Origin of the sequence: Pseudomonas proteolytica, from assembly GCF_007858275.1 — a bacterium.
GTDB lineage: Bacteria > Pseudomonadota > Gammaproteobacteria > Pseudomonadales > Pseudomonadaceae > Aquipseudomonas > Aquipseudomonas proteolytica.
Window position 1 is genome coordinate 1 of record NZ_VFEV01000051.1, and the last position, 23505, is coordinate 23505.

Sequence of the window (23505 nt, forward strand, 5' to 3'; positions counted from 1 at the left end):
AGACCCAAGCCCTGGTAATCCTCGCCCGCAAGCTCTGCCGGGTGGCATTCGCGCTGATGAAAAACCAGAGCGAATACCAACCGAACTTAAGGTTGCAGGGTTTACCTGCAACATAGAATCTCCCACATTGGGTTGGTGGTGTCAGAGGCTGATCGGCGTGGCTTCGAAGCGTACGCGCGGGTGGGCGATGCGGTCCTGGGCCCGCACCAATTCCAACTCGTAACTGGCGCACGCCTGGGTTTCCAGCAGGACTTCGTGCACAGCCGCCGCGGTGAACTCAAAGGCCGCCAGCAGGCTGTCGCCCAATAGCACTCGTGCCAGGAACAGGCCCGACGTCAGGTCGCCCACTCCCACCGGCTGGCGCGGGAATGCCAGCAGCGGCCGACGCAGGTGCCAGCTGCCTTCGGCAGTCACCAGCAGCATCTCGAAACCGTCCGCCAGCTTGCCCGGGTAGTCCAGGTGCTTGACCAAAACCGCTTTGGGCCCTCGGGCCAGCAGGGCCCGCGCCATCCCCAGGCAATCGAACAGCGACTGCGGTTTACGCCCGGAAAAACTGTCCAGCTCCAATTGGTTGGGGCACAGGAAGTCGGCCATGGCCACCGCTTCGTCCAGCAGAAAATCACTGACTTCCAGGGGCACGATGCAGCCTTTTTCCGGATGGCCCATCACCGGATCACACAGATACAGCGCCTTGGGGTTGATCGCCTTGATACGTGCCACGCCGGTCAGGATCGCGCGGCCCTGGGCGGCGCTGCCAAGGTAGCCGGACAGCACTGCATCACAGTTGCCCAGTTCGCCAATCGCCGCGATCCCCTCTACCAGCGCAGGAATTTGCTGCGGCGCCAACACTTCTCCCGCCCACTGGCCATACTGGGTATGGTTGGAGAACTGCACGGTGTTGAGCGGCCAGACATTCACCCCAACCCGCTGCATGGGAAACACGGCGGCGCTGTTGCCGGCATGGCCAAAGACCACGTGGGACTGGATCGCAAGCAGATGAGGCGTACGTTTCATGCGGGGACTTCCGTAAAACCGTTAAATTCTGGCCGCGCAGTATGCGACTAAAAGCAGCCTGTACGACAGACCGGAGACACAGTTAAGCTGGCCTTACTTTGTTGGAGCAAATCGCATGCTGACCCTGGGAAATATCTTTGTGCTGATGCTGCTGGCGGCGGCTGCCGCCTGGGTGTGGCACAACCACGGCCTGCGCGAGCGGGCGTTGGAGAGGGTCAAACAGCATTGCGCCAAGCTCGATATCGAACTGCTCGACGGCGCCGTGGCTTTGAAACGCATCGGTTTCGTCAAGGACGCCAACGGCCGTCGGCGTTTGGCGCGGGTCTATAACTTCGAGTTCACCGTGACCGGCGAAGCCCGCCATCCCGGGACCATCACTCAGTTTGGTGCCCACAGTGCGCAGATCGAACTGGCACCCTACCCGTTTGAAATAAAGACGCCACCGCCCAGTGCCGAAGTGATTGAACTAAGCCAGTGGCGCCAGGAGCACAGCAAGACCCGTCACTGACGGCAATTGGCCAAGGCTGTTTGCAGCATGGCTGCGTCCTGTTGCTCACTGAAAATCAACTCGATACGAGAGTCCCGGCGCCATTCGCTGGGCTGCCAGGTGAGTGTGGAGTTATCCACAGCGTTGGCCGAGACCCAGCCATCGGCATTGTGGATAACCAATTTGGCGCGCTGCCAGTCCAGGCTCTCCAGCCATTGCCGGACTTTGCAGGTGTCGAACTGCTGGCTCGGATGCCAGCGCCAACCGATGCTCCACGCACCCGCCTGGGCCTGGTGCAGGCAAATCGGTACGCAGGGATCGCTCCAGACGGCCGGAATCTGCCCCAGCCCCTTGGGTGTCTCGAAGTTATCCACAGCCGCCCGCGCCTGAGCATCAAGCCCCGGCAGCCGGGCCAATGGCAGTTGCGCCTGTCGGGTCCAGAAAACCTCGCAAGCCGGCAGCAACCTTTCAATCTCACCGCGCTGTACGGCATCCAATCCTTCATCCTTGTTCAGCACCAGCAGCCCGGCACAGGCCAGAGCTTCACGCTGGGACTCGGGCAACGGCCTGCCTGCCGCCAAAGCCTGGGTGTCGAGTACCAGCACACAAGGCTGGACGGCCAGCACGGTTTGCCAAGGCGCCTGGCGCAACTGCTCAAGCAATTGCGCCGGATGGCCAAGCCCCGAGGGCTCGATAAACAGCCGGTCAGGCTTGGCCTTACGCAACAATCGACCCAGGCCTACCTGGAACGGCGCGCCATTCACACAACACAAGCAGCCGCCGGCCACCTCACCGAGGGCAATGCCGTCGTCATCCTGGGTCAGCAGTGCGGCATCCAGGCCAATCTGCCCGAACTCATTGATCAACACCGCCCAACGCTCATTGGATGGGCGCTGGGCGAGCAGGTGCTTGATCAGGCTGGTCTTGCCTGCCCCCAAAGGGCCGGCAATCACATGGGTGGGAATGTTCTGCAGCATCGTGGACATTATTCAGGCCGTGTAGAGACGCTTGATCCTACCCGGTTATGCCAGCCAATCCAGCGTCAGAATCAGCCGCCGTTCGTTGGCGGCCAACGCCGGCGAGCGATGAATCAAGCCGTAGCCTTCATTGCCGCGCCACTTTTCGCCCTTGAGCAGGGCGACTTCCCCACAGTGGATCTGCTCGATGCGCTCGCTGGGTTCCGCGTCTGCCTGGCTCAACTGGCGGCGGTCCATCACCCCTTCGCGCAGCCACTGACTACCGATGCCGGCATAGGTGGTGATCAGGCGCACGGGCACGTGATCGACATGAAAACGCGGGCACATGGCCTTGTCCAGCAGCCTCAGCCGCACACCGATGCGCTTGGCCCCCAACAGGCAGGCAAAGGCGCTGACCAGCCATGCCACATCGGCGATAAACCCGTCGTAACCTTCAAGGTCACGACAGCCTGCGGCCAGGCCCAGTAAGTTGGGCTCAGCTTCTTCGCTGTCCAACTCCACCACCAGCGACTCGGCAAGCGGCTCGTTCAGCGAGACCAGCAAGGCGCCAAACTCGGCGATATGCAGCGGCAACTGGCGCTGCCACAACGCCAGGTTGACGCCGTTGTCCAGGATGTCGGCCAGCGCCAGCGGGGTTTCCCCACGGGTCTGGCGAATGACCGGACGCAGTTGAATCACAGGTGCCAGCATCAGGCGGCTGCCTCCTCGTACCAAGGGCCAAAAGGATCGACCAGCAGGCGCCAACCATCGACGCCCAGGGCCATTTCATCGTCGGTCAGCAGGCACCCATCCAGTTCAGCGCGCAGTTGCGCAAAATCGATGTTCTGCCCGATAAACACCAGTTCCTGACGGCAGTCGCCGGTGCTCAGTTGCCAGTTGCCCATGATCGCCGCGACGCTTTCCTGGTCTTCGGGCCACTGGCTCTTGGGCACAAAGCGCCACCACCGACCGGCAAAACCATGGCGCATCAGGCCACCGGCCTGGGACCAACTGCCGGCATCGCGATGCTTGCTGGCCAGCCAGAAAAAACCCTTGGAGCGCAGCAACTTGCCGTTGCTCCACGGGCGGTCGATAAAGTCGAAAAAGCGCTGGGGATGGAATGGCCGACGCGCCCGATAGGCCGTGGAGGCAATGCCATATTCCTCGGTCTCCGGCACATGCTCGCCGCGCAACTCCTGCAACCAGCCCGGCGCCTGGGCCGCGCGCTCGAAGTCAAAACGCCCGGTATTGAGGATCTCGGCCAGCGGCACCTCGCCCATCACCATGGGAATGATGCGTGCCTGGGCATTCAGGCGCTCGAGGATGGCCACCAGCTCTTCACGTTCGTGGCTGCTGATCAGGTCGATTTTGCTGACAAGGATGACGTCGGCAAACTCGATCTGTTCGATCAGCAGGTCGGTGATGGAGCGCTCATCGTCCTCACCCAGGGTTTCGCCCCGGGACGCCAGGCTTTCAGCCGCCTGGTAATCGAGCAGGAAGTTCATGCCGTCGACCACAGTGACCATGGTGTCGAGCCGTGCGATATCCGCCAGGCTCTGGCCGTTCTCATCGCGAAAGGTGAAGGTTTCCGCCACCGGCAGCGGCTCGGAAATGCCGGTTGATTCGATCAGCAGGTAATCGAATCGCCCTTCCTTGGCGAGCTTTCCTACTTCGATCAGCAAGTCTTCGCGCAACGTGCAGCAGATGCAGCCGTTGCTCATCTCCACCAGCTTTTCTTCGGCGCGATTGAGGCTGACGTCACGCTGGACAGCGGCCCCATCGATGTTGATTTCGCTCATATCGTTGACGATCACCGCCACCCGCAGGTTTTCGCGGTTGCGCAGGACGTAATTGAGCAGCGTGCTTTTACCGGCGCCGAGAAATCCGGACAGCACAGTAACGGGTAGTCGGTCGGTCATCAGGTGTTCCTCATCAGGTTGGCCGGTCAAATCGCCCGTTGATGGCGTTCGCGCAGCTCTTCACGTTCTTTGGCTTCGATACACAGGGTGGCCGTGGGCCGCAGCAACAGGCGCTTGAGGCCAATCGCCTCGCCCGTCTCGCGGCACCAGCCGTATTCACCGCGAGCGAGGTGCTCGAGGGCTTCATCAATCTTGTCCAGCAGCTTCTTTTCCCGCTCCAGCAGGCGTAGTTGCCACTGGCGCTGTTCTTCGGCGCTGCCGACATCGGCGGGGTCGCTATTGGGCTCCTGCTCGCGCAGCACCATGAACTCGGCATCGATGCGCGTTTGCAGGTCAGAGCGCTGGGCCAACAACAGCTCGCGGAAGAAGGTTTGCTGGGCCTCATTCATATAATCGGCGGGCGGCTGGGCGAGCAGGTCTTGTTCAGTCATGGGGGCGGTTCACGGGTCAGGCTGTTTTTTGATGTTATAGTATAACAATACAAATAAGCCAATCCCCTCTTGCCCGCCACGACGAAGGGCGCAATCCTTGAGCCCGTCCATTCCCCGAGAAACCTTATGAGATATGTGTTGTGCGGCGTGTTGCTGCTGGTTGCGAGCCAGGCCAGTGCCCAAATGCCCAACGCCCTGGCCACCTGCACGCGCAGCGCCACCCTGTTGGCCTGCATTGATGCCCAGGGCAATGCCTACAGCGCCGCGACCGTAGGCAACACCACGTATTTGCGCGGGTTCGAGGTAGACGGTAAACGCTACTGGGCGCAGACCAACAGCCGCTATGGCCAGTTGACGTTCTTCACCGGGCTGGCCTCCGATGGCGAAGCGTGGGTCGGCTATACGCGGCGCGTGGGCTGGACCACGATCAACCGGTTTTCCAGCTCCGGCGGTTCCAGCGCCAAGTTCACTTGTAGCCGGATCAGCGGTTGCTAGGCCTGGCCTTTTTGCTGCTCCTGGGCCCAGGCCATGTAGCTGTTGATCGGTGGATTCTTCTGGAAGTAACGCTGCAATCCCTCAAACAGGCCATCCGCGATTGCCTGTTGATGGCGCGCGGTAACCAGCCGCTGGCTGTCGCGGACGTTGGAGATAAAGCCCGTCTCCACCAGGATCGACGGCACGTCCGGCGACTTGAGCACCGCAAACCCGGCCTGCTCCACCCGCTTTTGATGCAGCGTGGTGATACCCGCCAGGCTACCCAGCACGGCATTGCCTAGTTGCAGGCTGGCGGCCAGGGTGGCGCTCATCGACATATCGAGAATGACCCCAGCGAGCATCGGGTCCTTGTCCTTGAGGTTGAGCAGGCTGGTGGCGCCCAATAGATCTGCGCCATTTTCCCGCTGCGCCATGAAGCGTGCGGTCGCCGATGTGGCGCCGCCTTCGGACAAGGCATACACCGAAGCCCCTGACGCGGTCAGTCGCGGCGCCGCATCTGCGTGGACCGAAATAAACATATCGGCCTTGTAGCGCCGGGCGATCTCCACCCGTTTGCGCAGCGGCACGAAGAAGTCATCGTTGCGGACCAGCTTCACGGTAAAGCCCTTCTCGCGTTTGAGCCGCTTGGCCAGCAACTGCGAGATAGCCAGCACCACGTCTTTTTCCCGCTCACCCTTTGCCCCAACCGCGCCGGGGTCCTTGCCACCGTGACCAGGGTCGACCACGACGATAATGTCGCGCTTGGGATGCGCCTTCTCCACCGGTGCTTGGCGGGCGCCGCTGCTCAGGTCCAACACCAGGCGATGCCCCTGCCCATCCTGCGGCGGCAGGACAAAACTGTTGAGCTGCATCGGTTGAGCCAGATCGAGAACGATCCGTGTCCCGCCCGCATTCAGACGCCCTGAGCGAATCGCAGTAATGCCAGTGTTGGCCAGTGCCAATTGGCTGAAATCCCCGCTCAGGCCTGCGCCGCTCAAGTCAATGATCAGCCGCTCGGGCGCGTTCAGGGAAAAGGTGCTGTAGCTCACCGCACCACTGAGGTCGAACACCAGTCGCAGCTTGTCGTTGGAGCGCCACAGGCGCGCATTGCGAATCTGCGTCGCATGCACCGCAAAAGGCAAAGTAAACACGGCGCTGGCCAGCAGCAGGCTTAGGAGTTGACGTCTGTGCATGACACTCACCGCAGAAAAATAATCGTCGATCTAATTGTTATACTATAACATGTCGCTTTATATCCAACGATGGACCTGCTTATGAATGCGCTGACTCTGCCGGATATCGCCGCGCAGGCTTCTCGCCAAGCCTTGCCACTCGACTGGGTGGGCATGTGTGGCATTGCCCTGCCAATCCTGATCGACGGCCAACGTTTGAGCGCCAAGGCCGATGCAGGAGTAAGCCTGGACGATGGCGAAGCGCGCGGCATTCATATGTCGCGCTTATACCTGGCGCTGGAAATGCTTGAGTCACAAGACCTGCAACCAGCGCTGCTGCGTCAGGTGCTCCAGCGTTTTCTCGATAGCCATGAAGGCCTGTCGAGCAGCGCGTACCTGCGGATTCATACCGACTTGTTGCTTAAACGTCCTGCGCTGGTCAGCCCGCTCGCCGGCTGGAAGAGCTATCCAGTGAGCATCGAAGCGCGCCTGGAAAAGCAGATGTTCCACGTGGAACTAAAAATTGACGTTACTTATTCCTCAACCTGCCCTTGCTCGGCTGCCCTCGCCAGGCAGTTGATCCAGCAGCAATTTATCGATGACTTTGCCAACACAACGCTGCAACACGAAGATGTGCTGGCCTGGCTTGGCAGCGCCAAAGGGATCATCGCCACGCCGCACAGCCAGCGCAGCACTGCGCAATTGTTGGTGGCTCTGCAAGCTGGGCAACCTACGCTGCCACTGACTGAGTTGATCGACCACGCTGAAGCCGCCCTCGGCACCGCCGTGCAGACCGCCGTCAAACGTGCCGATGAGCAAGCCTTCGCCTTGGCCAACGGCCAGAACCTGATGTTCTGCGAAGACGCCGCCCGCCGCCTGAACCTGGCGCTGCAACGCTCGATCGCGGTGCAAGCCTTTCACGTCAAAGTCATCCACGCCGAAAGCCTGCACGCCCACGACGCCGTGGCCGAAACCCGTTGGACGAGGGCTACCGCGTGATCCGCTGCAATGCCCTGCGCTGGGGCGCACCAGGCCAACCGCTGACGCCGGCCATTGATATCGAACTGGGCAAAGGCAGCCTGACCGCTGTTATCGGCGCTAACGGGTCGGGTAAAAGCAGTTTGTTGAAAGTCATCGCCGGCCTGCAAAAGCCCCTGGCCGGCAAGGTCACTCTGGATGTTCCACGGCGCGGCGGCCTGTCATACCTGGCGCAGCAGCAACACCTCGACCGACAATTCCCCATTAGCCTGCAAGAGCTGGTAGCCGCCGGTCTATGGGGCACCCAACATTCCCAGCAGCAACGCAGTCAGCGCTTGCAAACGGTACTGCAAGACTGGTGCCTCAGCGGTCTTGAACTACGCCCCTTGATGGCCCTGTCCGGCGGTGAGTTGCAACGCGCCCTGCTCGCCCGTCTCAGCCTGGCCCAAGCGCCTGTGTTGTTGCTGGATGAGCCCCACGCCGCACTCGATGAACAAGGCCAGGCACTGCTGTGGAAACATATCCACGCCTGGCATGCCGAAGGCCGCACCTTGGTGGTGGTCTGCCATGACCTGGCCGCCGTACGCCAACACCTGCCGCAAGCACTGCATATCAAAAGCAGCGGCTGCGTGCTCGCACCCAGCACACAGTTGATCCTTCAGCAGCCGCAGATGCAGGTCGCCTGATGCACCTCGCCGCCCAACTGTGGATGCCCTTCAACGACTTCGTGTTTATGCGTCGCGCCCTGCTCGGTGGCCTGCTACTGGCGTGTAGCACAGCGCCGCTAGGGGTGTTCCTGATCCTGCGGCGTATGAGTCTGATCGGCGATGCCGTGGCCCACGGCATCCTGCCCGGCGCCGCACTGGGCTTCTGGTTTGCCGGCCTGAGCCTGCCGGCACTGACCCTCGGCGGCCTCGGCGCCGGCTTGGGCATGGCCGGCCTCGCCGCGTGGATCACCCGCCGCACCGGCCTGCGCGAAGACGCCAGCCTGGCTGCGATCTACCCGATTTCCCTGGCGGCCGGTGTGCTGATCCTCGGCCTGGCCGGCAAGCGCCTGGACCTGCTGCACCTGCTGTTCGGCTCGGCGCTGGCGGTAGACGGCCCGACATTGACCGGCATGCTGTGGGTGTCCGGTTTCAGCCTGATCGCCATGGCGCTGATCTACCGGTTGCTGGTGCTGGACACCCTCGACCCGCTGTTCCTACAAACCGTCAGCCGCCTCGGGCCTTTGGCCCATGGGGTGTTCCTGACCCTGGTCGTGCTGAACCTGGTGATTGGTTTCCAGGCCATCGGCGCCTTGATGGTGGTCGGCCTGATGATGTTGCCCGCGGCGGCGTCACGCTTCTGGAGCCGGCGGCTGCCGAGGTTGATTGCAGTCTCGGCCGTGCTGGGATGCCTGTCGGTATGGCTCGGGCTGTTGCTGTCGTTCTACTACTCGCTGCCCAGCGGCCCGGCGATTGTCCTGGTCGCTGGCGGCTTGTACCTGCTGTCCGTGGTGCTGGGGCCGGTACATGGCTTGCTGCGCCGCCCGCCCTTGCTTACATCCCAATGAGGTGTTTTCCGATGCGCGCTCTACTCGTGCTGTTCAGCGTCCTGCTCCCGCTGTCGTTCGCGACCGCCCAGGACAAGCTCCAGGTGGTCACCAGCTTCAGCATTCTCGCCGACATAACCCAGCAGGTCGGCGGGGAGCATATCCAGCTCAGCAATATGGTCGGCCCCGACGCCGATGCCCATACCTACGAGCCGTCCCCGGACGATGCCAAGGCGCTGCTCAAGGCCCGCGTCATCATCAAGAATGGCCTGGGCTTCGAGCCGTGGTTGGATCGCCTGATTACCAGTACCGAAACCCCAGCCACGGTGGTCAACGCCAGCAAAGGCGTGATCGCTCGCACGTTGGAGGAGGACGGCGAGAAGATCCCCGATCCCCATGCCTGGCATAACCTGGCCAACGCCGAAATCTACGTCAGCAACATCACCCAGGCGTTGATCACTGCCGACCCGGCCAACAAGGCCGACTATCAATACAACAGCCAGGCATACCTGCAGAAAATCTACCGCCTGCTGGCCGAAGCCAAGGCCAAGTTTGCCGCGCTGCCTGCGGGCAATCGACGCATCGTCACCTCCCACGACGCCTTCGGCTACCTGGGCCAGGCCTACGGTATCGACTTCATGGCGCCCCAGGGTTTGTCCACCGAGCGCGAACCCTCGGCGGCCGAAGTCGCCGCGTTGATCACGCAGATCCGCCAGGCCCACGTCAAAGCGGTGTTTATGGAAAACATCAAGGACGCGCGCCTACTCAAGCAGATTGCCGAGGAAAGCGGCGCCCATATCGGCGGCACGTTGTACTCCGATGCACTGGCTGCCAAAGGCCCGGCCAGTACTTTTACCGGGTTGTTTGAATACAACCTCAACACTTTGTACAACGCCTTGGGCACCCCATGACACTGTCGATGCTCGAGCTGGAAGGCGCGCCCATCGGCAGCCGCTTCCCCCTGGCCCACGTACTGGATGCCTTACCGTGGAACCGCGACGGCCTGATCGCGGCCATCGCCCAGCAACACCGCAGCGGTGAGGTATTGATGCTGGCCTGGATGAACCGCCAGGCCCTCGATGAAACCCTCGCCAGCGGCCGCGTCTGCTACTGGTCACGCTCGCGCCAGCGATTGTGGCGCAAGGGCGAAAGCTCAGGACACATCCAACAGTTGATCGAAGCGCGCCTGGATTGCGATGGCGATGCCGTACTCCTGATCGTCGATCAACAAGGCCCGGCCTGCCACACCGGGCGCCCGACCTGTTTCTACAACGCGATTGAACACGACCAGGTGCATATCCTCACCGCACCCCTCAAGGAACCCGCAGCATGATCCGCAAGAACCCTTCCGGCGATCTGCCGGTCATCGCCGAGTCGGCCTACGTCGATAAAACCGCAATCATCTGCGGCAAAGTGATCATCGGCGAAAACGTATTTGTCGGCCCCTGTGCGGTGATCCGCGCCGATGAAGTCGACGCTACCGGCGACATGGACCCGATCACCATCGGTGCCAACTCCAATATCCAGGACGGCGTGGTGATCCACTCCAAATCCGGCGCGGCGGTAACCATCGGCGAGTTCACTTCCATCGCCCACCGCTCGATTGTCCACGGCCCCTGCACCGTCGGCGACCGGGTGTTTATCGGCTTCAACAGCGTGCTGTTCAACTGTGTGGTGGGCGATGGCTGTGTGGTGCGGCACAACTCGGTGGTCGATGGCCGTGATTTGCCCGCTGCGTTCTATGTGCCATCCACCACGCGAATTGGCCCCAACACCGACTTGTCGCAGTTCCCGCCAGTGAGCGTCAGCGCCTCGGAGTTTTCCGAAGACGTGGCGCGCACCAATGTCGACCTGGTGCGCGGCTATAAAGCCCTGCAAAACGAGTTCTGAACATGAGCCGCCTGCTGATCCGCAATGCCCGCCTGGTGAACGAAGGGCGAGAATTCGACGCCGACTTACTGGTCGCCAACGGCCGTATCGAAAAAATCGCCAGCAGTATCCAGGGGCAAAGGGCTGACACCGAGATCGACGCCCAAGGCCAATGGCTGCTGCCGGGCATGATCGACGACCAAGTGCACTTTCGCGAACCCGGCGCCCCGGACAAAGGCAGTTTCTACAGCGAATCGCGCGCGGCGGTGGCCGGCGGCATCACCAGTTTCATGGACATGCCCAACACCCAGCCCGCAACCCTGACCCTGGAAGCACTGGCAGACAAGAAGCGCCGCGCGGCGCTGCACTCGGTGGCCAACTATGGGTTTCACTTTGGCGTCAGCAACGACAACCTCGACACCGTGGCTGCCCTCGATCCCCGGCAGGTCGCCGGGGTCAAGGTGTTCATGGGTGCCTCCACCGGCAATATGCTGGTGGATGACCCAAGGGTTCTGGAGCGCCTGTTTGCCGAGGTACCGACGATTCTCCTGGCACACTGCGAGCACACGCCCAGCATCCAGGCCAACGAACAACGGCTGCGCGATCGCTTCGGCGAGCAGATCCCCGCGGTGGTCCACCCGCTGATCCGCGACGCCCAAGCGTGTTATCGCTCCTCATCCCTGGCCGTGGAACTGGCGCGCCGCCACGACACGCGTCTGCACGTGCTGCACCTGACCAGTGCCCGAGAGCTGTCGTTGTTCGAAGACAAGCCGCTGGCAGAAAAACGCATCACCGCCGAAGTGTGCCTGCATCACCTGCTGTTCGATGACCGTGACTACGCGCGCCTGGGCCATCAGATCAAATGCAACCCGGCGATCAAGACCCGCGCCGACCGAGATGCCCTGCGCCTGGCACTGCTGAGTAATCGGCTGGATGTGATCGGCACCGACCACGCACCGCATACCTGGGAGCAAAAACAGCGGCCGTACCGTGAGGCGCCGGCGGGGTTGCCCCTGGTGCAGCACGCGCTGCCAGCCTTGCTGGAATTGGTGGCCGACGGGCTGTTGCCGTTGACTGTGCTCGTGGCGAAAACCAGCCATCGCGTCGCCGACCTGTTCGCCATTCCTGACCGGGGTTATCTACGCGAGGGCTACTGGGCCGACCTGGTACTGATCAGACCCGAACCCGAAGGCATGCCGGTAAGCAGCCAGCCGATCCTCGCCCGTTGCGGCTGGACACCGTTTGCCGAGCGCAGCTTTCGCCACAGTGTGAGTACCACGTTGGTGTCAGGGCATTTGGCTTGGCATGACGGTCAAGTGATCAACAGTTGCCAGGGGTTGCCCCTGCACTTTTTGCGCTGACCAAATGTGTGGGAGCCGGCTTGCCGGCTCCCACAGGGGGCTTCAGGCGCGAGGTTTTACCGTGCCGCAGTCGCTGCCCAACCATTGGGCCTGAGTATCGAGGCTGCCGTTCTGCTGGATACCGGTAGCGTTGAAGGTGCCGTTGACTGAGGTGGTGAATGCCTTCTGGCTCTGGAATGTGGCCACGCCAGAGCCTTGGGCTTTCGGGCAACTGAAACGGAATTTCCACTGGTTGCCAGTCTTATCGGTCACCTCTTGCTTGCAACCCGATTGCGGGTCGGTCAGCGGGATGGCGTCGGAGGCCACCTGGGCCGGCGTCAGGCACACCTGCACGCCTTTGCCGGCCATGGTAATGCCTTGTTTTTCCAGCATGGCGCGCTGTTCCGGGGTCATCTGTTGCTTCAGTTGACCGAGGATCAACGACAAATCCGGCAGGTTCTGGTTATCGACTTTCATGTTGCTGGTGGTCAGTTCCCACAAGCCCGGCGCCAACATCTGCGCCTGCGCCGCCACCGGCAGCGTCAAACCAACAACCATGGCCAAACCAAGCAGACGAGCATTCATCGGGTAACTCCTGGGTAATTGTCGGCGTTAGACGTCGCAAAGCGGTCGGCGTTGCACGCTCAATAAAATAGCGACAATCGCTGCCGAACATGGTCTGTTACGCATTGGATTGTCAGGAGTAATGTTGTCCATGGATTTCTTCGGCCCGCACTTGCTCGGCTACTTCATCGCCACCCTGCATTTTCTCGGTTCCCTCGCCGCCCTGCACGCGGTGCTGACCGTGCGCACCGCCCAAGGCTCGATTGCCTGGGCGCTGTCGCTGATGTTCATGCCTTACCTGACGCTGATCCCATACCCGATCTTTGGCCGCAGCAGCTTCGATGCCTACATCCAGGCCCGTCGCCAGGCCAACCAGGAAATGCACAAGGCAATCACCGAGCTCAACTGGCGCCCCTGGGTCGAAGAAGCCCTGGCCGCGCGCAACTCCCATGCCTATGCCTCCCTGCGCGCCATGCCCAAGCTGGGACGCATGCCGTGCCTGGCCAACAACCAAGTGCATTTACTGGTCAATGGCGATGCAACCTTCAGCGCCATCTTCGACGCCATCCGCGCCGCCAAGACGGCCGTACTGGTGCAGTTCTTCATCATTCATGACGATGAACTCGGGCGCCGGTTGCATGACCTGCTCAAGGCCAAGGCCGCCGAAGGCGTGGCCATCTACGTGCTCTATGACCGTATCGGCAGCCACTCCCTGCCCCACCGCTATGTGCAATCGCTGCGCGACGCCGGGGTGCAGATCAAGGCGTTTGCCACCCGCAGCGGCTGGTTCAATCGCTTCCAGGTGAATTTCCGCAACCATCGAAAAATTGTCGTGGTCGATGGCCTGACCGGTTTTGTCGGCGGGCATAACGTCGGCGATGAATACTTGGGTAAGAAACCCCCGCTCGCCCCCTGGCGCGACACCCATGTGCAAGTCAGCGGCCCGGTGGTGGCCTGCCTGCAGGAGTCGTTTGCCGAAGACTGGTTCTGGGCCGCGCGCGAGTTGCCACCACTGATCCTGCCCGACACCTATGCCGATGACGGCGTGCTCTGCCAATTGCTGGCGAGCGGCCCGGCGGACCCGTATGAAACCTGCTCGCTGTTTTTCGTTGAAGCGATTCATGCAGCGACTGAGCGGGTGTGGATCACCAGCCCGTACTTCATCCCCGACGAAGCGGTATTCGCCGCGCTGCGCCTGGCGGTGTTGCGTGGCGTGGACGTGCGCCTGCTGCTGCCGTCACGCCCCGACCACCGTATTGTCTACGCCGCATCCAGCCTGTACGCGATTGAAGCAGTACGCGCCGGGGTCCGGGTGTTCCGCTACAAGCCGGGCTTTTTGCATCAGAAAGTGGTGCTGGTAGACCGCGAAATCACTGCCATCGGCAGTGCGAACCTGGACAACCGTTCGTTCCGCCTCAACTTTGAAGTGATGTTGCTCACGGTCGATGCCGCCTTCGCCAGCGAAGTGGAACACATGCTGCTGGACGACTTTGCCCAGGCCCACGAAACCAGCCAGGAAGAAAGCCAACAGACCCGCCGCCTGCAGCAATTGGGCATGCGCGTGGCGCGCCTGATTTCCCCGATCCTTTAGCCAGCTCCCACACAAGCTCAGCTCCCGCATTCAGTCTTTCAGAGGGGGCAACAGTCTCAGCGGTAGAGATCTTCCCGCGTCCAAGGCAACTCATGGCTGCCATCCGCATGGGGTTTGACCGCCAGGATCTGGTGCAGGTTGATCCAGCCCCGGGCAAACGCATACGCGCAACCCGCCAGGTACAGGCGCCAGATGCGCAATGCCTGGGCCGGCACCATTTTCGCCGCCGCTTCCAGATTGTCTTCCAGGCGCTCGCTCCAGTGATCCAGGGTGCGCGCGTAATGCAAGCGCAGGCTTTCCACGTCGACCACTTCCAGGCCGACTTCGCTGATTTCGGCGCTGATCATCACCAGGTGCGGCAGTTCGCCATTGGGGAACACGTAACGCTCGATAAAATCCCCCGCACCACGCCCCACCGGGCGGCCATCGGTATGTTTGGCGGTGATCCCATGGTTGAGCACCAGGCCACCTTCGCGCACGGCGCCGAACAGGGTCTGGCAGTACTGCGCCAGGTTGGCGTGGCCGACGTGTTCGAACATGCCGACGCTGACCACTTTGTCGAACCGCCCGTCCTGGGGCAGGTCGCGGTAGTCGAGCAACGCCAACTCCACGTGGTCCTCCAAGCCCTCGGCGACCACTCGCTCCCTGGCCAGTGCCAGTTGTTCCTTGCTCAGGGTGATACCGAACACCTTGACCCCAAACTCACGCGCCGCATAACGCGCCAGCCCGCCCCAGCCACAACCGACATCCAGCAGATACTCCCCAGGCTGCAGGCGCAGCTTGCGGCACAGGTGGCGGAATTTGTCTTGTTGGGCCTGGTCGAGGGACTCGCTGCCGGTCTCGAAATAACCGCAGGAATAGGCCATGTCACGGTCCAGCCACAGCTGGTAAAACTCGTTCGACAGGTCGTAATGATAGGAAATCGCGGCGGCATCCGTGGCCTTGTCGTGGATCGAGCGCACCGGTCCGGCCTGCTCATCGTCGTCGATCAGCGCGTGGCTCAATTCGTCACATACACGGATTACATCGCTGATGGAGCCTTCGAGCTCCAGTTTGCCTTCGACGAAGGCAGCGCCCAGGGAGTCGAGCGTGGGATGGGTCAGTTGCGTCACCATCACCGGGTCCTTGACCACAATCGTGACGCTGGGCTCCGGGCCCAGGTTGAACTCATGGCCATCCCAGAGTCGCAGACGCAGCGGTAGCTGAAGATTCTGTAAGGCCGGTGGAAGTTGCGCGAGCATGAGTAGTCCCCCCTTGTTTCAGACGTCTGAAATGAGGGTAGACCATCCATAAAAAAGTAGCTGGCTATCGATTCAATAGCCGCCTTCTATGGTGCTCGACGTTGCAGCAAACCGTCCTCAACCCACTGTTTCAACCACGTGACAGCTTGCAGCGGCGCGCCCTCTTGATAAGTGACTGCCAATTCGGCGCACAGTTCTGAAAAAGTCCAACCCTGATCGGCCATCCCGGCCAAGGCGTACGCCTCGGTAGGCTCCAGGCTGCGGTAGCGACACACTTGCTGGTCACGCCAGATCAGGCATACCTCGGCCTGCTGCAACGCCAGGCTGCCGGGAAACGCCGCCTGCGCCTTGACCGCACGCCAGATCTGCAGGCTGTTGAAGCGGCACAACACCTGCTGCACCGACGGTCCCCACTCGACCTGCAACAATGGCCAGGCCTCGGGTGCCAGCCGAGCCATGTCTTCCAGGGCCAGCGGCTGGCCCGCAGGCGCATCAAACGCCAGGGTAAACGCCCATTCCAGGCGTGCCAGCTCGGCCAACGGTGCACTTTGTGCGGCAACCAGGTACTCGCCGATAAAACCCTCAAACCGCTGCCCCAGCCAGCGCAAGCTGAAATGCGCCGAGGGATAACGCTGTACATAAGCGGCCACCAGCCCGGCAAATTCATCATCCCCCAGCCAATGCCACACGGTCGGAAAATCCCCCTGCATCACTTCCAGCAAACGGGCCCGATAAGCGTTGTGGTAGATCGCAAGGCCAGTGTCCACGTCCAGGGTCGGGCCACCGATCAAGGTGCTGGCAAAACCGCCCTCGTCGGCGTCTGCCAATAGATGACGTTCAAATGCCAGTTGCCAATCGATCAGGCGCATAGCGACCTCCGGGCCAAGGCGCCAGCCCCCAACTCACGGGCCTTGGCCAATTCATCGAGTAGCTCGGCAAACGGCGGGAAATGGTCATCGCGCTCCAGTAGCGTCGCTACCGGGCCCAAGTGTTCCAGGGTCTGTTGAAACAACTGCCACACTGGATCGCAAACCGGATGGTCATGGGTATCGACCACATAGTCGCCATAGTCCATATGCCCGGCCAAATGCAGCTGGCGGATACGCTGCGGCGGCAGGTTGCGAATAAAGGTCCAGGCATCGAAACCGTGATTGCGCGAGCTGACATACACGTTGTTGATGTCCAGCAGCAGTTCGCAACCACTGAGGTGGCTCAAGGCGTTGAGGAATTCCCATTCGGTAAAGTCATCGGCCTTTGAGCGCACATAGCTGGAGACATTCTCCAGCACCAGCGGGCGCTGCAGCACTTCCTGCACCTGCCGCACGCGGGCGGCGACGTGGTAGAGGCTTTCCTCGGTGTAGGGCAGCGGCAACAAATCATGCAGTTGATGGGCGTTGCCACGGCTCCAGCACAGATGGTCGGAGACCCACGCCGGCTTGACCCGGTCGGCCAATTGCTTGAGTTGCTTGAGGTAGTCCATATCGAGGGCATGGGGCCCGCCGATGGACAGGGAGACGCCATGCATCACCAGCGGATAGCGCTCGGCGATGGCGTCCAGGTAGTACAGGGCTTTACCGCCCTGGACCAGATAATTCTCGGAGACGATCTCGAACCAGTCCACCTGCGGCGACTGCTCGATGATCTGCTGATAGTAAACGCTGCGTAGCCCCAGGCCGTAGCCCAGGCAAGGAACCGATACCGACATGACGAACTCCTGGAAAGTGTCCGCAGCGACGTGCACACCGCTGCAGGATCACGTACTCGCGGTTATTCGCCGACTTTGCCGCCAGCCGCATCACAAGCAGCCTGGGTCATCGCCTTGAAACCGTGCCCCTTGCACACGGCCTTGCCTTTACAGGCGTTTTCAGCAGTCTTGCAGTCGTTCATGCCTTTGCAGGAGGTCACGCCATAGCAATGCACCTTCGCTTCATCGGCCGCCTGGACCTGGGTCGCGACACCGGCAAACATCGTGGCGGCAGCAATGGCCAGGGCAGCACCGGAAACGGCGTTCTTGAAGTTCATTGTGGTATTCCTCATAGGTCTGTAGGGCGTCGGCTGAACGGTTTGTCCAGTCCCGACACAGCACTAGAGTGAGGTGCCTGATGGGCGTTACAGCGTGATCGACATTTTTATGTGCTGCCGGCGGACACTAGTGCCCACGGCGATTTATCGTCACACTCGCACCAGCTTTTTCGCGGGATCACGGACAAGGAAGCGTCACTCTCATGATTTCGATCTATCAGCTCAAACCGCGTTTTCAGAACCTGCTGCGGCCCCTGGTCCAGCGCCTGTACGACAACGGCACCACCGCCAACCAGATCACCGTGCTGGCGGGAATCGTGTCGCTGCTGGTAGGCCTGCTGGTGGCGGGTTTCGCCGAGCATGCCTGGGTGTTCGTGTTGATCCCGCTGTGGATGATCCTGCGCATGGCCCTCAATGCCATCGACGGCATGCTCGCCCGGGAGTACGGTCAACAGTCGCGCCTGGGCGCCTACCTCAACGAACTGTGCGATGTGATCGCCGACAGCGCACTGATCCTGCCGTTCGCGCTGATCCCCGGGGTCGGCCTGGCGCCGGTGCTACTGGTGACACTGCTGGCGGTGTTCAGTGAATACGCTGGCGTACTTGGGCCGATGGTCGGCGCATCGCGGCGCTATGACGGGCCGATGGGCAAGAGTGATCGGGCGTTCGTTCTCGGCGTACTGGCCACTGGCGTAGCCCTGGGTTGGCTCGGCGCCGGCTGGGTGGATGGCGTGATGTGGCTGGTGGCTGCATTGCTCGCCTACACCCTGGTCAATCGAGTGCGCCAGGGCCTCAAAGAACAACAAGAAACCCCTCCGACGGCATAAGGATCTTGCGATGCGCGAACAGCAACAGCACACCTTCAGCACCCATGACGGCGTAGAGCTTTTCTATCGGCACTGGCCCGCGACCACCGCGACCGGGCCTGAGCCACGCCAGGCGATCCTGCTGTTCCATCGGGGCCACGAGCATTCCGGGCGCATCGCGCACCTGGTGGATGAGCTGGACCTGCCGCACTTTGATTTCTTCGCCTGGGACGCCCGTGGCCACGGCCAATCCCCCGGCGAACGTGGCGACAGCCCCAGCTTTGCCACCAGCGCACGGGACGTGCAGACCTTCTGCGACCATATCGGCGCAACCTATGGCATTGAGCCCGCCAACCTCGCCGTCATTGCCCAAAGCGTCGGCGCGGTGATCGCCGCCACCTGGGTCCATGACTACGCCCCGAACATCCGCGCCCTGGTGCTTGCCTCCCCGGCATTCAAGGTCAAGCTCTACGTGCCCTTCGCCCGGCCAGGCCTGGCGCTGATGCGGCGCTTTCGCGGCAACTTTTTCGTCAACAGCTACGTCAAGGCCAAGTTCCTCAGCCATGACCCCGAGCGCGTCGCGTCCTACGACACAGACCCGCTGATCACCAAGGCGATCTCGGTGAATGTGCTGCTGGGCCTGTACGAAGCAGCCGACCGCGTAGTCGCCGATGCCCAGGCGATCCAAGTGCCGACCCAACTGCTGATCTCTGGGTCGGACTTCGTGGTGCATCGCAAACCCCAGCAGCAGTTCTTCGAGCGCCTGGGCAGCCTGAAAAAAGAACTGCATATCCTGCCCGGTTTTTTCCACGACACCCTCGGCGAGCGTGACCGCGCCGTGGCACTGGCCAGCGCCAGGCGTTTTATCCTGCAAAACTTCGAACACCCGCTGGACCGCGCCAGCCTGCTGGATGCCGACAAGATCGGCGCGACCTGCGCCGAATCCGAATCCCTCGCTGCGCCACTGCCGCGCAACTCGCTACGTGACCTGTACTGGCGCATGACCCGCGCCAGCATGGGCCTGGGCCGCCAGTTGTCCGAGGGCGTGAAGCTTGGCTTCGACACCGGTTTCGATTCCGGCAGTACCCTGGATTATGTCTATCGCAACAAGCCCACCGGCAAAGGTGCGCTGGGGCGGATGATCGACACCAACTACCTGAACTCCATCGGCTGGCGTGGGATTCGCCAGCGCAAACTGCATGTCGAAGAATTGCTGCGCCTGGCCATGGTCAAGCTGCGGGATGACGGGCGCGAAGTGCGCATCGTCGACATCGCCGCGGGGCATGGTCGGTACATTCTGGAAGCCTTGCAGGGCGTTTCTCCACTGCCGGAATCGATCCTGTTGCGCGACTACAGCGATATCAACGTGCGCGACGGTGGCGCGCTGATCCGCGAGAAAGGCCTGGGAGATATTGCGCAGTTCGTCAAAGGTGATGCCTTCGACCGGGCCGACCTGGCGGCGCTTTCACCCAAGCCGACTCTGGCGGTGGTGTCCGGGCTGTACGAGCTGTTTGCTGATAACGCCATGGTCGGTGGCTCCCTCGCCGGCCTGGCCGAGGCCGTGGAGCCCGGTGGCTACCTGGTGTACACCGGCCAACCGTGGCACCCGCAACTGGAACTGATCGCCCGCGCCCTCACCAGCCATCGCCAGGGGCAGGCCTGGGTGATGCGCCGTCGCAGCCAGGCGGAAATGGATCAACTGGTGGAGGCGGCGGGCTTTCGCAAGATCACCCAGCGTGTGGACGAGTGGGGCATCTTCAGCGTCTCGCTGGCGCAGAAGATCTGAGCATGCGCGAACCGGGACTGTTCAAACCAGCGCTGCTGTGGCTGCTGCTGTTGGCACCGCTGTTTTTCAGCACCTACGGCTTTGCCACCTGGGTGACCAGCCAGCGCAGCGACGTCGGCACACTGGTATTCGCCTGGGAAACCCTTATTCCATTCTGGGCCTGGACCATCGTGCCCTACTGGTCGATCGACCTGCTCTATGGTTTCTCCCTGCTGCTGCCCAACAGTCGCCATGAGCTCAAGCAACATGCCCTGCGCCTGCTCAGTGCCCAGGTGATTGCGGTGAGCTGCTTCCTGCTCTGGCCGTTGCGCTTCACCTTTGAGCGCCCGGAAATGGACGGCGTGTTCGGTTGGCTGTTCGCCGTGCTGGCGGGGTTTGATAAACCGTTCAACCAGGCGCCTTCGCTGCACATCGCCCTGCTGGTGATCCTGTGGGTGATGTACCAGCGGCATAGCCAAGGCCTGTGGCGCTGGCTGGTGCATGGCTGGTTCGCGCTGATCGGCATTTCGGTGTTGACCACTTACCAACATCACTTTATCGACTTACCCACAGGCGCCCTGGCCGGCTGGCTGTGCGTGTGGCTATGGCCGGTAGATCATCCAAGCCCGCTGTTGAATGCGCGCCTGACCAAAGATCCGAAACGTTGGCGCCTGGGCTTGTGCTACGCCGTGGGCGCCCTGCTGCTGGCGACAGCGGCCTTTACGTGGGGCGGTGCCTGGCTATGGCTGTGGTGGCCGGCCGTCGCGGTGTTGCTGGTGGCGCTCAACTATTGGCTGTTGGGTGCCGCAGGCTTTCAGAAACGCGCCGATGGCCGGCTCAGCCCGGCGGCCCGCTGGCTGTACGCGCCGTATCTCGCGGCGGCGTGGCTCAACTCGCGGCTATGGACGCGCAAACACCCGCAACCCGATTTGGTTGTGGATAACGTATGGCTGGGGCGAATTCCGACGACAGCCCAGTTGGGTTCATTCAACGCCGTGGTCGATCTGTGTGCCGAACTGCCGGTTTATCCACAAGGTCGCGCTTACCATGCCCTGCCCGTCCTCGACCTCACCGCCCCCACACCTGCACAGTGCCTGGAAGCCGCCCAAGCCATTGAACGCTTGCGCGAACACGGGCCCTTGCTGGTGTGCTGCGCCCTCGGCTACTCCCGCAGCGCCAGTGCCGTGGCGGCATGGCTGCTGCACAGCGGGCGCGCCAGCACCGTGGATGAGGCACTGGCTATTATTCGTACAGCACGACCGGATGTGGTCCTGCATGCCAATCACCGTCAAGCCTTGGGAGATCTGCCGTATGCCCGCTGATATGCAACTCCAGGTGGTCGCCAGCCTGCTGCGGCGTGGCCGCTCGCTGGATCAGTTATCCACAGGCCTGACCTTGCTCGGGGTGCTGTTTGGCCTGGCGCAACTGTTGATGGTCAGTATCACGCCGATCTGCCTGCTGCTCAGCCTGTGGATGATTGTCCTCGGGCTGCTGCAAAAGTACTGGGCGCTGCGAGTGGCCTTTGACGCCGACTTGTTTGCGCTGATGGCCAAGGACATAGAGCGCACCGGCGAACTGGACCAGAGCCTGCAAACCCTTGGCCTGCAACCGGCCAACCGCGCCAGCCGACCCTGGACCGAGCGCCAGCGTGGCGCCCTCAAATTGCTGCGCAAACAGGCTTACCTGCTGGGCGCGCAAGTATTACTGACATTGGCCGTCATCCTGGCCAGCCCGTGGCTGCCCTTCGCCGGATAAGGAATTCCCATGTTCGAACCTGTGGTCGCAACCCTGATTACCTCCATGGCCCGCACAGTGACCGGCGCTCGCAGCCTGTGGCTGGGTTGTGCGCCAGAACCGGTGCAGCGCATCTACTTTGCCAACCACAGCAGCCACGGCGACTTTGTGCTGCTCTGGGCATCCTTGCCGCAGAACCTGCGCAAAGCCACGCGCCCGGTGGCGGGCACCGACTACTGGAACAAGAGCGCCTTGCGCCGCTACATCATCAACCGGGTCTTCAATGGGGTGCTGATCGACCGCGAGCGCAAAGACCCTGTGGATAACCCGCTGCAACCGATGCTAGAAGCCCTGGAACATGGCGACTCACTGATCATCTTTCCCGAAGGCACGCGCAACCTGGAGGATGGTCTGTTGCCGTTCAAAAGTGGCCTGTATCACCTGGCAAAGAGTTACCCACAGGCACAACTGGTCCCGGTGTGGATCGCCAACCTCAACCGTGTGATGCCCAAGGGTCGCGTGCTACCGCTGCCACTGTTGTGCACCACCAGCTTTGGCGCACCGCTGCAACTGCAGGACGACGAAGACAAAGCCCTGTTCCTCGCCCGCAGCCGCGACGCCCTGCTCGCCCTCGCCCCGGAGCATTCCTGACATGGATAGCCAAACCCTGATGTTGTTCGGCGGCATCGGCATGATCCTGGTGCTCGCCTCGCTGATCGGCCTGATCCTCAAGCTGCGCACCCGCGGCGCACCCAATGCGGTAATCGACAACCTCAACGCCCGCATCAATGCCTGGTGGGTGATGGTGGTGGTGATCGGCATCGCCTTCTGGCTCGGTACTGGCGCGGTGATCCTGTTGTTCTACGCCGTCTCGTTCTACGCCCTGCGCGAATTCCTCACCCTCACCCCCACCCGCCGCAGCGACTACCCAGCGCTGGTCGCCGCGTTCTACCTGGCCCTACCCCTGCAATACCTGCTGATCTACTTTGACTGGTACGGCCTGTTCTCGATCTTTATCCCGGTCTACGTGTTCCTGCTGCTGCCCATCCTGGCCTCTCTGGGCGGCGACAGCACGCACTTCCTGGAGCGAGCCTCGAAAGTACAGTGGGGCCTGATGATCGCGGTGTTCTGCGTATCCTTCGTCCCGGCCCTGCTGACCCTCGACATCGCCGGCTACGAGGGCCGCAACCTCCTGTTGATCGCCTACCTGGTAATCGTGGTGCAGCTCTCGGATGTGCTGCAGTACGTGTGCGGCAAACTGTTCGGCAAACACAAGATCGCGCCCAACCTGTCACCGTCGAAAACCGTCGAAGGCTTTGTTGGCGGAATCCTGCTGTCATCCCTGATCGGCGCGGCACTGTGGTGGATCACACCGTTCAACCCCTGGCAGTCTTTCCTGATTGCACTGCTGATCAACCTGCTGGGCTTTGCCGGCGGGATTGTGATGTCGGCGATCAAGCGCGACCGAGGCGTGAAGGACTGGGGGCATATGATCGAAGGACACGGCGGGATGCTGGATCGGCTGGATTCGGTGTGTTTCGCGGCGCCGATTTTCTTTCATCTGGTGCGGTATTGGTGGACCTGAGCAGTACCCCGCAGTGCTGAAACGAC

At 61.9% G+C, this 23505-nt stretch carries 27 protein-coding genes and 1 pseudogene; 17 read left to right on the forward strand and 11 right to left on the reverse strand.

Features of this window, described 5'->3' with window-relative positions:
- Positions 1-116, forward strand: a pseudogene (locus FIV38_RS26765) (IS110 family transposase); the annotation flags it as partial.
- A gap of 25 nt (positions 117-141) precedes the next feature.
- Here the strand turns inward: FIV38_RS26765 and pdxY are convergent.
- The gene (gene pdxY / locus FIV38_RS26770; RefSeq protein ID WP_092232471.1) at positions 142-1014 is read right to left on the reverse strand and encodes a pyridoxal kinase PdxY; all 873 of its coding nucleotides are present in this window, start codon (positions 1012-1014) and stop codon (positions 142-144) included.
- Positions 1015-1129: 115 nt separating this feature from the next.
- On the opposite strand from pdxY, the gene FIV38_RS26775 reads away from it, so the two are divergent.
- Complete coding sequence (locus tag FIV38_RS26775; protein WP_029290064.1) at positions 1130-1522, forward strand: DUF3301 domain-containing protein; 393 nt, start codon at positions 1130-1132, stop codon at positions 1520-1522.
- Here FIV38_RS26775 and FIV38_RS26780 read toward each other — a convergent pair.
- Genes FIV38_RS26780 through dksA form a run of 4 tightly spaced genes read right to left on the reverse strand, consistent with a single transcriptional unit; the run spans position 1516 to position 4807 of the window.
- Positions 1516-2478 (reverse strand): CobW family GTP-binding protein, encoded by a 963-nt coding sequence (locus FIV38_RS26780; RefSeq protein WP_092232468.1) that lies wholly within the window; start codon positions 2476-2478, stop codon positions 1516-1518. The genes FIV38_RS26775 and FIV38_RS26780 overlap by 7 nt on opposite strands.
- 45 nt (positions 2479-2523) lie before the next feature.
- Positions 2524-3168 carry a DUF1826 domain-containing protein gene (locus FIV38_RS26785; protein WP_029290068.1) on the reverse strand — a complete coding sequence of 215 codons (645 nt, stop codon included), beginning with the start codon at positions 3166-3168 and terminating at the stop codon, positions 2524-2526.
- Positions 3168-4376: a zinc metallochaperone GTPase ZigA gene (gene zigA, locus FIV38_RS26790; RefSeq protein WP_070996650.1), complete on the reverse strand. Its 1209-nt coding sequence runs from the start codon at positions 4374-4376 to the stop codon at positions 3168-3170. Before zigA ends, FIV38_RS26785 begins: the two co-directional genes overlap by 1 nt.
- A 26-nt stretch (positions 4377-4402) precedes the next feature.
- Entirely contained in the window at positions 4403-4807 is a 405-nt protein-coding gene (gene dksA, locus FIV38_RS26795) for an RNA polymerase-binding protein DksA (RefSeq protein ID WP_092232464.1), read from the reverse strand.
- Positions 4808-4933: 126 nt separating this feature from the next.
- On the opposite strand from dksA, the gene FIV38_RS26800 reads away from it, so the two are divergent.
- A complete protein-coding gene (locus FIV38_RS26800) occupies positions 4934-5302 on the forward strand; it encodes a hypothetical protein (RefSeq protein ID WP_029290074.1) in 369 nt (122 codons plus the stop codon).
- Here FIV38_RS26800 and FIV38_RS26805 read toward each other — a convergent pair.
- Complete coding sequence (locus FIV38_RS26805; RefSeq protein ID WP_092232461.1) at positions 5299-6474, reverse strand: N-acetylmuramoyl-L-alanine amidase; 1176 nt, start codon at positions 6472-6474, stop codon at positions 5299-5301. The genes FIV38_RS26800 and FIV38_RS26805 overlap by 4 nt on opposite strands.
- An 81-nt stretch (positions 6475-6555) precedes the next feature.
- Between FIV38_RS26805 and folE2 the strand changes: the two genes are divergently transcribed.
- From folE2 to FIV38_RS26840, 7 genes are read left to right on the forward strand one after another with little or no spacing between them, the layout of a single operon-like run.
- On the forward strand, positions 6556-7452 hold the full coding sequence (folE2, locus tag FIV38_RS26810; protein ID WP_092232457.1) for a GTP cyclohydrolase FolE2: 897 nt from the start codon (positions 6556-6558) through the stop codon (positions 7450-7452).
- Positions 7449-8117, forward strand: a complete 669-nt coding sequence (locus FIV38_RS26815) for a metal ABC transporter ATP-binding protein (protein ID WP_092237252.1) — start codon at positions 7449-7451, stop codon at positions 8115-8117. The genes folE2 and FIV38_RS26815 overlap by 4 nt, the downstream gene beginning before the upstream one ends.
- On the forward strand, positions 8117-8983 hold the full coding sequence (locus FIV38_RS26820; protein WP_092232454.1) for a metal ABC transporter permease: 867 nt from the start codon (positions 8117-8119) through the stop codon (positions 8981-8983). The genes FIV38_RS26815 and FIV38_RS26820 overlap by 1 nt, the downstream gene beginning before the upstream one ends.
- An 11-nt stretch (positions 8984-8994) precedes the next feature.
- The gene (locus FIV38_RS26825; protein WP_092232451.1) at positions 8995-9873 is read left to right on the forward strand and encodes a metal ABC transporter substrate-binding protein; all 879 of its coding nucleotides are present in this window, start codon (positions 8995-8997) and stop codon (positions 9871-9873) included.
- Complete coding sequence (gene hisI / locus FIV38_RS26830) at positions 9870-10295, forward strand: phosphoribosyl-AMP cyclohydrolase (protein ID WP_092232448.1); 426 nt, start codon at positions 9870-9872, stop codon at positions 10293-10295. The genes FIV38_RS26825 and hisI overlap by 4 nt, the downstream gene beginning before the upstream one ends.
- Positions 10292-10852: a gamma carbonic anhydrase family protein gene (locus tag FIV38_RS26835; protein WP_092232445.1), complete on the forward strand. Its 561-nt coding sequence runs from the start codon at positions 10292-10294 to the stop codon at positions 10850-10852. Before hisI ends, FIV38_RS26835 begins: the two co-directional genes overlap by 4 nt.
- Before the next feature lie 2 nt (positions 10853-10854).
- Complete coding sequence (locus tag FIV38_RS26840) at positions 10855-12192, forward strand: dihydroorotase (protein WP_092232442.1); 1338 nt, start codon at positions 10855-10857, stop codon at positions 12190-12192.
- A gap of 42 nt (positions 12193-12234) precedes the next feature.
- On the opposite strand, the gene FIV38_RS26845 is transcribed toward FIV38_RS26840, so the two are convergent.
- Positions 12235-12756, reverse strand: a complete 522-nt coding sequence (locus FIV38_RS26845) for a DUF3617 domain-containing protein (RefSeq protein ID WP_070996636.1) — start codon at positions 12754-12756, stop codon at positions 12235-12237.
- Between the two features lie 130 nt (positions 12757-12886).
- On the opposite strand from FIV38_RS26845, the gene cls reads away from it, so the two are divergent.
- Positions 12887-14326 (forward strand): cardiolipin synthase, encoded by a 1440-nt coding sequence (gene cls, locus FIV38_RS26850; protein WP_092232439.1) that lies wholly within the window; start codon positions 12887-12889, stop codon positions 14324-14326.
- A gap of 56 nt (positions 14327-14382) precedes the next feature.
- On the opposite strand, the gene cfaB is transcribed toward cls, so the two are convergent.
- From cfaB to bufA2, 4 genes are all read right to left on the reverse strand, one after another.
- A complete protein-coding gene (gene cfaB / locus FIV38_RS26855) occupies positions 14383-15567 on the reverse strand; it encodes a C17 cyclopropane fatty acid synthase CfaB (protein WP_092232436.1) in 1185 nt (394 codons plus the stop codon).
- Positions 15568-15653: 86 nt separating this feature from the next.
- Positions 15654-16436: an HvfC/BufC N-terminal domain-containing protein gene (locus FIV38_RS26860; RefSeq protein ID WP_092232433.1), complete on the reverse strand. Its 783-nt coding sequence runs from the start codon at positions 16434-16436 to the stop codon at positions 15654-15656.
- Complete coding sequence (bufB, locus tag FIV38_RS26865; protein ID WP_092232430.1) at positions 16427-17272, reverse strand: MNIO family bufferin maturase; 846 nt, start codon at positions 17270-17272, stop codon at positions 16427-16429. Before bufB ends, FIV38_RS26860 begins: the two co-directional genes overlap by 10 nt.
- 62 nt (positions 17273-17334) lie before the next feature.
- Entirely contained in the window at positions 17335-17589 is a 255-nt protein-coding gene (bufA2, locus tag FIV38_RS26870; protein WP_092232427.1) for a BufA2 family periplasmic bufferin-type metallophore, read from the reverse strand.
- Between the two features lie 203 nt (positions 17590-17792).
- On the opposite strand from bufA2, the gene FIV38_RS26875 reads away from it, so the two are divergent.
- Genes FIV38_RS26875 through FIV38_RS26900 form a run of 6 tightly spaced genes read left to right on the forward strand, consistent with a single transcriptional unit; the run spans position 17793 to position 23479 of the window.
- Positions 17793-18416 (forward strand): CDP-alcohol phosphatidyltransferase family protein, encoded by a 624-nt coding sequence (locus tag FIV38_RS26875; RefSeq protein WP_029290103.1) that lies wholly within the window; start codon positions 17793-17795, stop codon positions 18414-18416.
- A gap of 10 nt (positions 18417-18426) precedes the next feature.
- Complete coding sequence (locus FIV38_RS26880) at positions 18427-20181, forward strand: bifunctional alpha/beta hydrolase/class I SAM-dependent methyltransferase (RefSeq protein ID WP_092232424.1); 1755 nt, start codon at positions 18427-18429, stop codon at positions 20179-20181.
- 2 nt (positions 20182-20183) lie between these two features.
- A complete protein-coding gene (locus FIV38_RS26885; RefSeq protein WP_092232421.1) occupies positions 20184-21482 on the forward strand; it encodes a phosphatase PAP2/dual specificity phosphatase family protein in 1299 nt (432 codons plus the stop codon).
- Positions 21472-21915 carry a hypothetical protein gene (locus FIV38_RS26890; RefSeq protein ID WP_092232418.1) on the forward strand — a complete coding sequence of 148 codons (444 nt, stop codon included), beginning with the start codon at positions 21472-21474 and terminating at the stop codon, positions 21913-21915. The genes FIV38_RS26885 and FIV38_RS26890 overlap by 11 nt, the downstream gene beginning before the upstream one ends.
- Positions 21916-21924: 9 nt before the next feature.
- The gene (locus FIV38_RS26895) at positions 21925-22545 is read left to right on the forward strand and encodes a lysophospholipid acyltransferase family protein (RefSeq protein ID WP_029290113.1); all 621 of its coding nucleotides are present in this window, start codon (positions 21925-21927) and stop codon (positions 22543-22545) included.
- A gap of 1 nt (position 22546) precedes the next feature.
- Positions 22547-23479, forward strand: a complete 933-nt coding sequence (locus FIV38_RS26900) for a phosphatidate cytidylyltransferase (RefSeq protein ID WP_092232415.1) — start codon at positions 22547-22549, stop codon at positions 23477-23479.
- Positions 23480-23505: the final 26 nt, after the last annotated feature.